The following is an 11,494-nucleotide window of genomic DNA, read 5'->3' on the forward strand; positions in this document are numbered from 1 at the left end:
TCCGTGGAATACCCGCAGGTCAGTCCAGGGAAAAGCGGCTGGTCATGCCGCGTAGCCGCTGGCGGGTAGCTACCCGCTCGGCATAGATGATCTTACGCAACGTTGCCCGCGCGACGGGATGGTTGCGGACCAGCTGCGGGGCGATGCGCTCAGCGGCCTCCAGCTCGGTCAGGGCCTGATCGCGGTTGCCGTCCCAGAGCCACGCGCGGGCGAGGTCCATGTGGTGGTGGCCGAGGCGGGAGTTGGGAAGGACCGCGATGTGTGCGGGGTCTGCCTCCCGGTTCAGGCGAAGGGCCTTCGTCTGGTCGCTCATCTCCAGGGCCGCGCTGACACTGTGGATGATCACGTTGCCGAGGCTGAACGTCACCGAGTGCCGGTCGTGGATCTCCGGCCCGACGTAGGCATTGACCCGCTCGCCCGCCGTACGCGCCAGGGCCAGGCGCTCGTCGGATCCGGCCACGTTCCCGCCGCGCGCGTACGAGATCGCGGCCCGCAAGTGCAGGGCGCCCCACATCCGCAGAGCGAGAGGGTCGCCGGCCTCGTACTCGGCCTCGATGCCGGCGAGGGCCTTGTCCCCGAGGGCGAGCGCGTCGTTCCAGTCGGCGGAGGCCCAGGTGTCCCACATCCGCATCCACAGAGCCATGGCGGGCATCACCGGGTCTCCGGAGAGCTGCGCGGACCACGTGGCCCGCTCGCAGGCCATCGCGACCAACTCAGGATGGCCGAGAGCGTGGGCGGCGGTGTGGGCGAACTTGCAGGCCACCGCGTAGATCGCGTAGGCCTCTTCGCGCTCGTGGCCGGTGGACGCCTCGGCGAGGGCGCGGGCTTCCCGCAGCATGTCCGGGAGCTCGCTCAGCACTGCACCGTTCGCCGCGGCGTCGCGCAGGCGGAGCAGGCGCTTCATGTCGTGCCACAGCACCTCGGAGGGGCGCGGGGTCCCGTCGAAGACGGGCGCCAGGTCGTACCGGCGCAGCTCGCGCAGGATGGAGGCGGCGGACACCTGCCACTTCGTCTCGGCCCCGCCCCCCGTGTACGGTCGCTCGATCAGAGTGTTCGGATGGCAGTGCAGTGCGGCGGCCACGGCGTTGATCAGCCCGGCCCGGTCCAGCTCGATCCGGCCCTTCTCCAGCTTCGATACCCAGCCCTGCGTCCGGCCGAGCGCGGCTGCGAGATCGGCCTGGGTCATCCCGACGGAAAGCCTCTGACGCCGGACCCGCTGCCCGATCCGCTCCTGCTCCTCGATGTACCCGCTCACACCCACCACCCCGATCTGCGACCGCCTCTGACGCGAAGGTACCGCCGAGACACGGTACGAGGCGGCCTTTGGCCAAGGGATCCCACACCGCGAGAAGCTGTATCGGGATGCGCAGAACACCCGTTTGGTGTCAGCCGGCGAGCGGGATCTCCGCGAGGGACTCCCAGGTCATGCGCCAGCCTCCGGTATCCGGTGCGATGTCGTAGCGGACGTTCAGCAGGTGGACGGCATCGACTCGCAGCGAGGCGCGACGGGGGGTGATGGTGTTGCGGAGAGTGCTGTTGAGGGTGTCGGAGTCGGCGGAGTCGTAGGAGTAGCCGAGGGACATGTGTGGCCGCCCGCCGTTGTGCTGCAAGGCCGCGGCTCCCCGGGTAGTGCGGATCGCGGAACGTACGCGTTCCGTCAAGGCGATGAATTCCTCGTCGGGCCACACGTCGAGTACCGCGCCAGCGACGTTGCCGATGGGCGGTCCCACCTCGGTGTCGAAGGGAGCCACCGTGGCGAGTTCCTTGCGCAGGGCAGCGATTAGGTCCCGCCGCCCGGCTGCGCTGATGCCGGCGGAGGCCGTGTCGGCGATCATCTCCACGGTGAGGTGCAGGGTTCCGGGGTCACCGGCCTGAGCCGGGCAGGCAGGATCGATGGGGTGGTCCATCAGCACGGGGCGGCAGGCGTGGGCCAGGGCCAGCAGGTCCTCGTCCATGCCGGAGCGAGGCAGTACGTAGACGTGGAGGACTCCCATCCCTTCGACCCACTGCTCCCCGCCACCGAACTTGGGCGTGAACCGGCGCATGAGACCTCCAGCTACTTCGTGGCTTGCACTCCCCAACAGGGAACCTATCGGCCGCCGTGCCCGGTGCGGTGGCTCCTGCCGTAATGGCCGGAATCACCCACGTGGGTATCGACCTGGTGCGCCAGACCCCGGCACGACCAAGGGGCCAAGCCCGAAGGTGGAGCACTGCTTGGGGGTGCGGGCCGACGGCTCGCTGAGACGCGCCGCCTTCTCCAGCAAGGCGGTCACCGATCAGCGAAGATGATCGACTGTCAGTGCCGGCTGCGACGCTGGTGGCATGCCACGCATGCAGAGAAAGGGCTTCCACGACGCCCTCATGGCGCAGTGGGCCGAGGGAACTGACACCGAGGCGGCACGCGCCAAGGCCATAGCCGATCTGCGGGCCGGCGCCGTGCCGCCGTGGGGGCACAAACACGAGGAAATCGTCCTGACGTCCTACCTGGTCAGGGAGCGGCTGCGCAGGGAGCTGCCAGACCCGGAGCGCGAGGGCGGCCGACTTTACGTCCTGGGATTCCAAGGCCTCCGCCCTGTGGTGAAGGTCGGAACCACCAGCAACCCCGAGCGGCAGTTCAACGCGTACGAGATCCAGGCGCGCAACCTCGGCTTCGCTCTCGTTGACGGGTGGGTCTCGGAGCCCCTGGGAACGAGGAAGGAGGTCTTCGGGCAGGAGGCGTACATCCTTGAGAGCCTGCACTTCGTCCTGAACGGACACCTCATCGGCGGCCGCATCTTCGAGTGGTTCCATGGCCACGACTTCCAACGGATCAAGGAACTCGTACAGGAACCGGACCAGCTCGTCATGGAGCGCTTCGGAGCACCAGCCAAGCCCACGGCACCGGGGCCCGGTGAGTGAACGATCGGTGACCTAGCCCCCGGAGGGCTACGGGGGTATTGGCTTCGCACAGCTGCGAGTCAGATGAAGCGCGCTGCTGGAGACTCGTGGACCGATTTCCCCTCTTGCGGTTCCGTCGGCGAAGGGCTTCTCGCGGTCGCCACGGAAATCCGGGCGATGAGGTCGAAGAAGCTCTCTATCTGATCATTCCTCGCAGTTGGGCCGGATGTTTGTGGATGCCTGCGGCCCACACCGGGGGCCCGGCAAGATGAGGCCCATGTCTGACAACGCGAGTCCCTGCCTTGACCTGGAGATGAGCCTCCTGCTCCCTTCCTCGGCGCCGGCCACCTGGGGGGCTGCGGTCCACGAAGCAGCGCGACTTTTGGTCGGAATCAACTATCCAATTCATCAAGGCAGTTGGGACCTGCGTGCTCTGTCCTTCGTCCTGTACTCCCGAACGTACGCTGGACGGCCTCCCCAGGAGGTGGCCCTCAGTGATCTTCGCGCGGCGTTCTCCGGCCCCGCCGACCGTGAGCCGGGGATCATTGGGGAGATCGACGAGGCGCTCACGGCGACGGGGCAGGGCTACGACACTCGCGCCCACAAGAGCATGCCGCTATGGAGCATCTTCCGAGAGATCTGTGACCGGTACGGCGACCGCATCCGCGGGAGCGCGCTGGCCGACGATATCGAGCCCCCAGTGCCCGGTCCGTCCCCGATGCGTGCCGCCGCCCAGCGCCTTGCCGAGGTCTTCGCCGAATACCCGGCGAAGGCCCGCGACGCGGCTACTGTCCCGGAGATCGCCTCTGCCCCCCTCCTCCTGGAGTCCCAGCGGATCCAGGTCGTGACGGGCAGCAGCGTCAGACGCCTCTCCTGCGCCCAGGGCTGCGAGATCGTCGCTCTGCGTGTGGACGGCCCCGAGGCGATCCAGGTGTGCAGCCAGGGGCACGAGTCGAGAGATTGGGAGCTGGACGCCGTCCGGGCACGGTTGGCGTTTGCACGCACCACTGGTGCCCTCCCATCCGCAGCTGGCACCTTCCAGGTTCAAGAGCTGCGGATCGCGTCTACGACGCTGCCCCGGGACAGCGACCCGGAGGAGATCAACGTGTTCCTCCGTCCCCAGCCCGAGCTCTTCGGACGTGAAGGCGTCCTCGATCGGCTGCGGCGCCTGGTGGATCGCCCCTCATGATCCCTCGGCCCGACCTGACTCAGAGGGGCCGGTGGTGCACCACCGGCCAGTCCTCGGCGCCCAGGCTCGGCTCGCGCTGGCCGAGATGCGGAGGGTAGGCGCTCAGACGGATGTAGTACTCCGTGGAGATGATCGACTCCCGTACGTCTGCGGGGAGGCGGGCGAGGATCCCGGGCAGAGGGCGCTCGCGGGCCACCTCGCTGCGGTGGGAGAGAATGGCCGCCCACTTTTCGGTGAGGAAGCCGCTCACATCGACGGTTGCCGTGATGTGTCCGTCCGGTACCGACAGCACCTCCTTCCCGACCCGCGACAACAGCGCGCCCAGCTCGCCCACCCCCGAGTCGGGGTGGGTGGCCGCGTACAGGGCGGCAGGCTGCCACGGGGCGCCCGCCTCCGGGTACTGGTGTTCCAGGCCTGCTGCGTGGAAGGCCAGGACGGCCGCTTGATGGGTGCGGATGTGGTCGGGGTGGCCGGTCAACTGGCCGTAGGCGTCATGGGTCAACACCAGCTGTGGCCTTACGGCGCGGATGTGTCCGACGAGCATCCCCACGACCTCGTCGATGGGGGCGTCACACAGCCTCGGCCGGCCGGGTGCGGAGTCGGGGATGCGGGCGTCGGCGTAGCCGAGCATCCGGGGCTCGCCGGCGCCCAGAACCTTCAGTGCGTCGGCGAGTTCGGCGGCCCGGTGACTGTCCGGGGACCAGGTCGCGGTGACGACCGCGGTGTCGGCACCGGCTGCGGCGTGCTGCGCGAGCACGCCGCCGGCGAGGAGTGACTCGTCGTCGGGGTGGGCGAAGACCCCGAGGAGGGACGGCTGCCACAGGGCGGGCGGTGAGTTCATGGGCGTAGAACCCTTCTGGAACGTGTGACTCGGCGTGGGTCTGACACGGGCGGGAAGAATCCGGTTATGCAGTCCCGGGGCCGGAGGGGTGGAAGGCGGCCGCGGCTGGATGGTCGAGCGGGAGGCTCGGATTCCACGCGGTCAGGCACTGAGCGCTCGGCACGAACAGAGGCTGCGGCAGCGCGTCCCGGGGCCAGAACCTCCAGGCTCCGATGGTCTCTTCGCGCTGCAGCGGTACGCCGGACCACCGGGTGACCAGGACGGGCACTGTCACCCGGACGATGTCACCCACCCGGTCCAGGAGGGTGCCCAGCACGACGGTGTCGGCGACATCGGCCACGAGGCCGGCCTCCTCGTGGAGTTCGCGTACGGCGGCCTCGGCGAAGGTCTCGCCGGGCTCAACGGATCCACCCGGCATTTCGAAGGTCCCACCCTGGTGTTGGCCTAGGAGGACACCATCCGGACCGTGGATGATCACGCCGACCCCCACGACCGCGCGCGGAGGCGGTGGAGTGCTGGTGCGCTGGCGGCTCGGCACCCTCTGTGGCCGCCGGGCCTCGTACAGCCGGTAGGAGGCCTGGTTGTCCGGCTGCGGCGCGTCGATCGCCGTGGCCTTCTCCAGGGTGAGGCCGTGCTCGACCAGGAGGTCTTCCCACAGCTGGGTGGTCAGGACCCACATGTGGACGGGGTGGGTCTGGTCGGTGCCGGGCAGTCGCAGGATCTCTGGGCGTGGGGTGGCGGCCGTGGAGGGTCCGGCCCCAGCGGAGTTGGTGTGCAGTGCAGAGAACAGGAGGCGCCCACCGGGCTTCAGGGCATTGCCCAGCGCGGGCAAGAGCCGGTTGGGGTCCAGGAAGGGCAGGCCGTTGACGGAGTAGATGAGGTCGTACGGGGCTGCGTCCCGTAGGTGGGCGACGGCGTCGGCGCACACGAAGCGGAGCCCGGGAGTGGTCGGGTACCGGGTGACGGCGCGCTCGTGCTGGGTGGGGGAGGCGTCCACGCCGGTGACGTCGGCGCCCAGGGCGGCCAGGCGGGCGGCGTGCCGGCCCACTCCGCTGCCGAGGTCGAGGATGCGGAGCCCTGCCACGTCCCCGAGGCTCTCGATGCCGGGCCCGGTGTCGGTGACGCCCCAGTCCCACCGCTCGATCTCCGGCAGGTCCGGGCGGACGGTGAGCTGGTGCGCCCCGTAGGTGGTCCAGGTTTCGACGGTCTGGTTCTCGATGTCCATCAGCATGTCCTCCAGCAGGGTGGGGTGGGTCAGGGGTGCAGGGCGTAGCAGCGGAGTACGTCAAGGTCGTGTGTGCGGACGACGGACCAGCCCGCGGTGAGGATCTCGGCCTCGGCCGGGCTGATGCCGAGGCTTTGGAGCGGGTCGTTGTTCTCCCGGCGGCCGGTGATCTCGGCGACGACCCAGAAGGTTCCGCCGGGTACCAGGAGGCGGCGGACTCGGTTGACGAAGGCGGCCTTGTCGTCGAGCCACCGGTAGACCAGGCGGCAGGTGATGACCGCGTACGCGGGATCCGGCAGACAGGTCAGGTCGTCCGCCCCGACGTCGACGCATCTCCACAGCGGTCCGGGCATCTCCGGGGAGTCCTGGGCAGCGGCGAGGGCGAGGGCACTGGGGGAGCAGTCGATCCCGGTGGTCTGATAGCCCCGCTGGTGGTGGAGGTGGCGGGTCAGGGTGCCGTCGCCGCAGCCGATGTCGAGGGCCGGTCGCCCCCGGCCGGGTCCCAGGCGCTGGTCCATCAGCCGGGTCTCGGCGTCGTCGAGCTGTCGGTAGCGGCGGCCTTGGGCCCAGTGGGGGTCCCAGTACGCGGCGGTCGAGGTCGAGGTCGTTGTCACGGACATCCTTCGCGGGCGGAGGGCAGGGCTGGGCGCCTGTCTCTTATACCAATCTCCGAGCCCACGAGACTAGGCATGAACTCGCCCGCACCCCGGCCCGCCGGACCGTGTGGCGGAGCTCACGGCGGCCCCGGCACGACCCGGCGGGGGCGGCGGCCGTACCGGCCGTGCACGTACCGGCCGTGCACGTACCGGCCGTGCACGCACCAGCCGTGCGCGTACCGGCCTTGCACGTACTAGCCGCGCACGTGCAGACCGAAGCCCGTGCGGCCCGTGGGCTCCAGTCCCTCCTTCAGGTGCAGCGAGGGCATCTCGTAGTCACCGAAGTTCTGCCGCCGGAACGCGATCGGCTCGGTCGACTCCAGGGTGAGCAGGCGCTGCTCCCAGGCCTTCGCGACGTCCGCGTACTCCTCGGCGCCCATCCGGTCGGTGCCGTACAGCACGAACGGCGGCAGGGCCTCGATGCCCGGGTAGTAGAGGATGCCGTGGTGGATCGGGAACAGCAGGTCGTCGATGGGGCCGTTGATCCCGCGGGCGGCGTAGTGCGGCTCTGGGCCGCCGGCCGTCACCGACAGCAGGGCCCTCCTGCCCGCGAGGGTGCCTTCGCCGAAGCGCTCGCCGTACTTGGTGCCGCTGTGCTCGCCGACGCCGTACGCGAAGCGGTGGGTGAACACCCGGTCCACCCAGCCCTTGAGGATCGCGGGCATCGAGTACCACCACATCGGGAACTGGAAGATGACCGTGTCCGCCCACAGCAGCTTCTCCTGCTCGGCGAGGACGTCCGGGGTGAGCGTCCCGGCACCCAAGGCCCGGCCCGAGTCCAGGGCCACCTTCAGCGGGCTCGAGGCGGCGGGGCCGTAGTCCTCCGCGTCCACGACCGCCTTCCAGTTCATCGCGTACAGGTCGCTCACCCGAACCTCGTGCCCGGCGGCCTCCAAGGTGGACACCGCGAGGTCCTTCAGCGAGCCGTTGAGCGACTTCGGCTCGGGGTGGGCGTAGACGATGAGCGTCTTCATGGGAACTCCTCCGGATCGGATGCCTTCGATCCTGGCCGCCGCGGCGCCCGGCATTCAGGGGCGGCTCTTCCACCGGTCCGGACTTCCTGGTATTGGCAGGGCCACCTTCGCGGCCGCCTCCGCGGGCACCGGCGTGGCCATACTGGGGACATGGACGATCTTGCGGGCTTCCTCCGGACCCGGCGCTCCCGGGTCGACCCGGCGGCCGTCGGCATCCCCGCCGACAGCCGCCGCCGAGTCGAAGGGCTGCGCCGCGAGGAGGTCGCGCACCTGTCCGGGGTCAGCGTCGACTACTACGTACGCCTGGAGCAGGGCCGCGCGACCCAGCCCTCCGAGCAGGTCCTCGACGCGCTCGCCCGCGTCCTCGGCCTCGACGACACCGAGCGCGGGCACCTCGGCCGGCTCGCCCGGCAGCGCCGCCGCCCCGCGAAGGCGCCGGGCGGGAGGGTCCGGCCGGAGGTGCTGCGCGTCCTCGGCCTGGTCACCGGCGCCCCCGCGATGATCATGGACCACCGGCTGGACGTGCTCGCCGGGAACCGCCTCGCCGGACTCCTCTTCGGCCGGCCCCTGCCGGGCCTGAACACCGCCCGTCACGTCTTCCTCGAGGAGGCCGAGCGCGGCCTCTACGCGGACTGGGAGAAGTGCACCCTCGACCTGGTCGGGCACCTGCGCCTGGCCTCCGGCAAGTACCCCGAAGACGCCGGGCTCGCCTCGCTCATCGGCGAGCTGGCCATGGGCAGCGAGCGCTTCCGCCGCCTCTGGGCCCGCGCGGACGTGCGCGCCCGCGCCCACGGGCGCAAGGCGTACCGCCACCCGCTGGTCGGGCCCCTGGAACTGCACCAGGAGAACTTCGCCCTGCCGGACGCGTCCGGCATGGAGCTGGTGGTGCTGTCCGCGGCCCCCGGCAGCCCCGCCGAAGACGGACTGCGCCTGCTCGCGGACCTGGGCGCGGACAGCGGGGACACACACCCCCCGGCGACCGCCCCGGCCCGCGGCGGCTCACGGATTTAGACGGCGACGGCCTCCACGATGGAGGGGAGGGCGGGCGTGGGGAGGACCCGGTCCACCCGGAAGCCCGCGCGGGCCAGCAGGTCGTCGAACTCCCGCGCGGTGCGCTCACGGCCCCTGAGGACCATCAGCATGACGATGTCCAGCTCCACCCCGGGGTGCGGGGCGCTGGCTTCCGGCAGGACCGTGTCGACCACGAGGAGCCGGGTGCCGGCGGACGCCGCCCGGCGGACCGAGCCGAGGATGCGCAGCGCGTCCTCGTCGTTCCAGTCGTGCAGGATGTGCTTGAGGACGTAGAAGTCGCCCCCTGCCGGCACCCCGGCGAAGAAGTCGCCGCCCTCGGTCTCCCAGCGGTTCGCCAACCCCGGTGAATCCAGAACGTGTTCGGCCACCGTGGCCGGCTGATCGAAGAGCACCCCGGTCAGCGTGGGATTGCGGGCCAGGAAGGCCCGCAGCAGGCCCCCGCGGCCGCCGGCCACGTCGACCACCCGCGAGTCGGCCGGAAAGTCGTAGCCCTGCGCGACGAGTTCGTCGACCGGACCGGAGAACGTGGCCATTCCGGTGTCGAAGGTGGCCCGGTCCTCCGGGGACTTGCCGAGGTACTCGAAGAAGGTGGCCCCGTACGCTTCGGTGAAGCCGGGCCGCCCGGTGACCAGGGTGTCCTCCAGGCCGTCGGCCGAGCGGCGGAACATCGGGTCGGTGATCATCAGCACCGAGGAGTGCTGTGAGCCCGGCAGGTCGGTGCGCAGCCCCTGCCCGTCCTCCGTGAGCCGGAACCCGCCCCGCTCGTCCTCCCGGAACAGCCCGCGGATCGCGAGCAGGCGCAGCACCCGGTGGAGCGAGGGCCCGTGGGTGCCGGTGCGGGCGGCGAGCTCTTCGGCCGTGCGGGGGCCTTCGGCGAGGTGGTCGGCGATCCGGTGTACGGCCACGGCGCGCAGCGCGGCGGAGTGGATGTAGCCGTACATGACGTCGTGCAGCGGGGGCGGTTCGAAGAGCTCGGTCGTCGGTCGGATCGGCTCGCCGGTGGGACTGGGCACGGCTGCACTCCTCGGGTCAGGGGGCACGTGCCGTCCATGCTTCCCCGCCCGACGGCCCCGCCGGGGCCGCTTCCTCCCGACTCCGCACTGTCAAGGGCGAATTCGGGGCAGCCCCGGCCCGGGGCCCGGCCCGACGCCCGGACCGGCGCCTTGCCCCCGGTATCGTCCGCCGGGTGATGCGTGAAACCGAGCTCGCCCTGCGCTGGCTCGCCGAGGACGGGCTGACCCGGGACGGCGACGGCGCGTGGTGGTACGTCGATGCCCCGGGCGAACCGGCCGAGGCCACCAGCACGGCCGACATCGCCGAGACGTGGGGGTTCCTGGTCTTCGAGGACGAGCGGCTCGGACCCGCCGACCGGGTCCGGGTGGCGCTCGGCCTGATGGACCTGGTCGGCAGCCACGTCCTGGTGCACCGACCGATCCACCGGGCACACCTCGGACCGGCCGGGCCGCTGCCGGTCGAGGTCCTCTGGGAGGGTTTCCGGCGGCGGCTGGAGGCCGGGCCGGAACCCGAGGCGGTCACCGACGCGCTGTGGCTGGACTGGTTCGAGCACGGCCAGAGCGCCGACGCCGCCTTCACCGCGGTGCTCGGGCAGGACGCGCACCGGATCCGGGCCGACGCCCCCGAGGGCCTGCTGCTGCGGGCCCGGCGGGTGCTGGCGTGTTCCGGGCCGGTCCCCTGGGCGACGAAGGAGCCCGCCTACCGGGCCGCCGCACAGGTGCCGGAGCTGCGTCCGGCCGTGTTCCGCGCCGTGCTGGGCAGCTACCACGACCTCTACGGCAACCTCGAACCGGCCGCCGCACTCGCCCTCCTGGACTCCTTGCGCCTGCCGCCCGCCACCGCGCACCTGGCCGCGCTGCGCACCGTACTCGCGGCCGGCCACGTGAACCACCGCCACGCCCCGGACGCATGGCGGAAGGCGGCGGACGCCCCGCCCCGGTGACCGGACCGGGCCGGCGCGGCGCCGGCGCGGCGCCGCGCGGCTCAGCCGGCCGGCTGCAGGGCAGGCTGCAGGGCCGACAGGCGGCGTACGAAGAGCACGGCCAGTCCCGCCGCCGCGGCGTAGACCAGGTCGGAGCCCGCGCCGAGCAGGGCCGCTTCGCGCAGTGCGCCCTGGGACGTGCCGCCGTCGGCGAACCAGCTCGCAGCGCCCGACGCGAGCATCGCCGCGCCGAGTCCGCCGGCCCAGGCGAAGACGGGCGCGGGTGAGGCCGCCGCGACCCGGCCGGGCAGCCGCGAGGCACTGGCCTTCCACGCCTTCGCGGCGATCAGGCAGGGCAGGACGGTCCAGCCCAGGACCGGGATGAACCAGACTCCGATCGCCCAGCCGGCGCCGCCCCGGAAGCTTCCCGGCGCGTACACGCCGGCGTTGACCCGGACCCGGTGGAACCAGACGATGAAGACCACCGCCGTCGGGATCGTGGCCAGCAGGACCAGGCTCATCGCCATCGAGAGCAGCGTCCGGGAATGCCCCAGCCCCATGACCTCCGCGAAGCTGTCCAGCGCCCGGTACCGGTAGACCCCGGCGGCCGCGGCCAGCAGCCGGGTCGCGGCGCACAGGCCGAGCAGTACGGTCAGGGCCGTCGCCAGTCCCCTCAGCGAGCGGAGCGGCGAGCGGGCCGGCGGCGCGCCGGGCGGAGACGGTCTTGCGGTACCGGTGGACATGACGAGGGACCCCCCACGGGT

The 11,494-nt window shown here is 71.4% G+C and carries 12 protein-coding genes; 4 read left to right on the top strand and 8 right to left on the bottom strand.

Annotated features, from left to right (window positions below; all coding sequences use genetic code 11):
• Positions 1-19: 19 nt before the first annotated feature.
• Both DRB96_RS26150 and DRB96_RS26155 read right to left on the bottom strand, forming a co-directional pair.
• Positions 20-1,255, bottom strand: a complete 1,236-nt coding sequence (locus DRB96_RS26150; RefSeq protein WP_112450661.1) for a helix-turn-helix transcriptional regulator — start codon at positions 1,253-1,255, stop codon at positions 20-22.
• A 130-nt stretch (positions 1,256-1,385) separates the two neighbouring features.
• The gene (locus DRB96_RS26155) at positions 1,386-2,045 is read right to left on the bottom strand and encodes a 2'-5' RNA ligase family protein (protein ID WP_112450662.1); all 660 of its coding nucleotides are present in this window, start codon (positions 2,043-2,045) and stop codon (positions 1,386-1,388) included.
• Positions 2,046-2,322: 277 nt separating this feature from the next.
• On the opposite strand from DRB96_RS26155, the gene DRB96_RS26160 reads away from it, so the two are divergent.
• On the top strand, positions 2,323-2,898 hold the full coding sequence (locus tag DRB96_RS26160) for a hypothetical protein (protein ID WP_112450663.1): 576 nt from the start codon (positions 2,323-2,325) through the stop codon (positions 2,896-2,898).
• A 256-nt stretch (positions 2,899-3,154) separates the two neighbouring features.
• Positions 3,155-4,066 carry a hypothetical protein gene (locus DRB96_RS26165; RefSeq protein ID WP_162688440.1) on the top strand — a complete coding sequence of 304 codons (912 nt, stop codon included), beginning with the start codon at positions 3,155-3,157 and terminating at the stop codon, positions 4,064-4,066.
• A 19-nt stretch (positions 4,067-4,085) separates the two neighbouring features.
• Here the strand turns inward: DRB96_RS26165 and DRB96_RS26170 are convergent, their stop codons facing one another.
• The 4 genes from DRB96_RS26170 to DRB96_RS26185 all read right to left on the bottom strand — a co-directional run bounded on the left by DRB96_RS26170 (position 4,086) and on the right by DRB96_RS26185 (position 7,762).
• Positions 4,086-4,907, bottom strand: a complete 822-nt coding sequence (locus DRB96_RS26170; protein WP_112450665.1) for a PIG-L family deacetylase — start codon at positions 4,905-4,907, stop codon at positions 4,086-4,088.
• A 64-nt stretch (positions 4,908-4,971) separates the two neighbouring features.
• Positions 4,972-6,132 (bottom strand): bifunctional class I SAM-dependent methyltransferase/NUDIX hydrolase, encoded by a 1,161-nt coding sequence (locus DRB96_RS46010; RefSeq protein WP_112453715.1) that lies wholly within the window; start codon positions 6,130-6,132, stop codon positions 4,972-4,974.
• 29 nt (positions 6,133-6,161) lie between these two features.
• Complete coding sequence (locus DRB96_RS26180; RefSeq protein WP_239515973.1) at positions 6,162-6,746, bottom strand: class I SAM-dependent methyltransferase; 585 nt, start codon at positions 6,744-6,746, stop codon at positions 6,162-6,164.
• A gap of 236 nt (positions 6,747-6,982) precedes the next feature.
• Positions 6,983-7,762 (bottom strand): NAD(P)H-dependent oxidoreductase, encoded by a 780-nt coding sequence (locus DRB96_RS26185; protein ID WP_112450667.1) that lies wholly within the window; start codon positions 7,760-7,762, stop codon positions 6,983-6,985.
• 150 nt (positions 7,763-7,912) lie between these two features.
• Here DRB96_RS26185 and DRB96_RS26190 point away from each other — a divergent pair, with 150 nt between their 5' ends.
• Positions 7,913-8,773, top strand: a complete 861-nt coding sequence (locus tag DRB96_RS26190; RefSeq protein ID WP_112450668.1) for a helix-turn-helix transcriptional regulator — start codon at positions 7,913-7,915, stop codon at positions 8,771-8,773.
• On the opposite strand, the gene DRB96_RS26195 is transcribed toward DRB96_RS26190, so the two are convergent.
• Positions 8,770-9,807 carry a methyltransferase gene (locus DRB96_RS26195; RefSeq protein ID WP_239516213.1) on the bottom strand — a complete coding sequence of 346 codons (1,038 nt, stop codon included), beginning with the start codon at positions 9,805-9,807 and terminating at the stop codon, positions 8,770-8,772. The two genes, DRB96_RS26190 and DRB96_RS26195, sit on opposite strands and share 4 nt — an antisense overlap.
• Before the next feature lie 176 nt (positions 9,808-9,983).
• Between DRB96_RS26195 and DRB96_RS26200 the strand changes: the two genes are divergently transcribed.
• Entirely contained in the window at positions 9,984-10,751 is a 768-nt protein-coding gene (locus DRB96_RS26200; protein ID WP_112450669.1) for a hypothetical protein, read from the top strand.
• Positions 10,752-10,792: 41 nt separating this feature from the next.
• Here DRB96_RS26200 and DRB96_RS26205 read toward each other — a convergent pair whose 3' ends face one another.
• Positions 10,793-11,473: a DUF4328 domain-containing protein gene (locus DRB96_RS26205; RefSeq protein WP_112450670.1), complete on the bottom strand. Its 681-nt coding sequence runs from the start codon at positions 11,471-11,473 to the stop codon at positions 10,793-10,795.
• Between the last annotated feature and the right edge of the window lie 21 nt (positions 11,474-11,494).

Source organism: Streptomyces sp. ICC1, from assembly GCF_003287935.1.
Lineage (GTDB): Bacteria > Actinomycetota > Actinomycetes > Streptomycetales > Streptomycetaceae > Streptomyces > Streptomyces tritrimontium.

Bases quoted from the DNA above. Each gene is read 5' to 3' on its own strand.
- DRB96_RS26155 (WP_112450662.1), bottom strand. From the start codon at position 2,045: ATGCGCCGGTTCACGCCCAAGTTCGGTGGCGGGGAGCAGTGGGTCGAA.
- DRB96_RS26160 (WP_112450663.1), top strand. From the start codon at position 2,323: ATGCCACGCATGCAGAGAAAGGGCTTCCACGACGCCCTCATGGCGCAG.
- DRB96_RS26165 (WP_162688440.1), top strand. From the start codon at position 3,155: ATGTCTGACAACGCGAGTCCCTGCCTTGACCTGGAGATGAGCCTCCTG.
- DRB96_RS26170 (WP_112450665.1), bottom strand. From the start codon at position 4,907: ATGAACTCACCGCCCGCCCTGTGGCAGCCGTCCCTCCTCGGGGTCTTC.
- DRB96_RS46010 (WP_112453715.1), bottom strand. From the start codon at position 6,132: ATGGACATCGAGAACCAGACCGTCGAAACCTGGACCACCTACGGGGCG.
- DRB96_RS26185 (WP_112450667.1), bottom strand. From the start codon at position 7,762: ATGAAGACGCTCATCGTCTACGCCCACCCCGAGCCGAAGTCGCTCAAC.
- DRB96_RS26190 (WP_112450668.1), top strand. From the start codon at position 7,913: ATGGACGATCTTGCGGGCTTCCTCCGGACCCGGCGCTCCCGGGTCGAC.
- DRB96_RS26200 (WP_112450669.1), top strand. From the start codon at position 9,984: ATGCGTGAAACCGAGCTCGCCCTGCGCTGGCTCGCCGAGGACGGGCTG.
- DRB96_RS26205 (WP_112450670.1), bottom strand. From the start codon at position 11,473: ATGTCCACCGGTACCGCAAGACCGTCTCCGCCCGGCGCGCCGCCGGCC.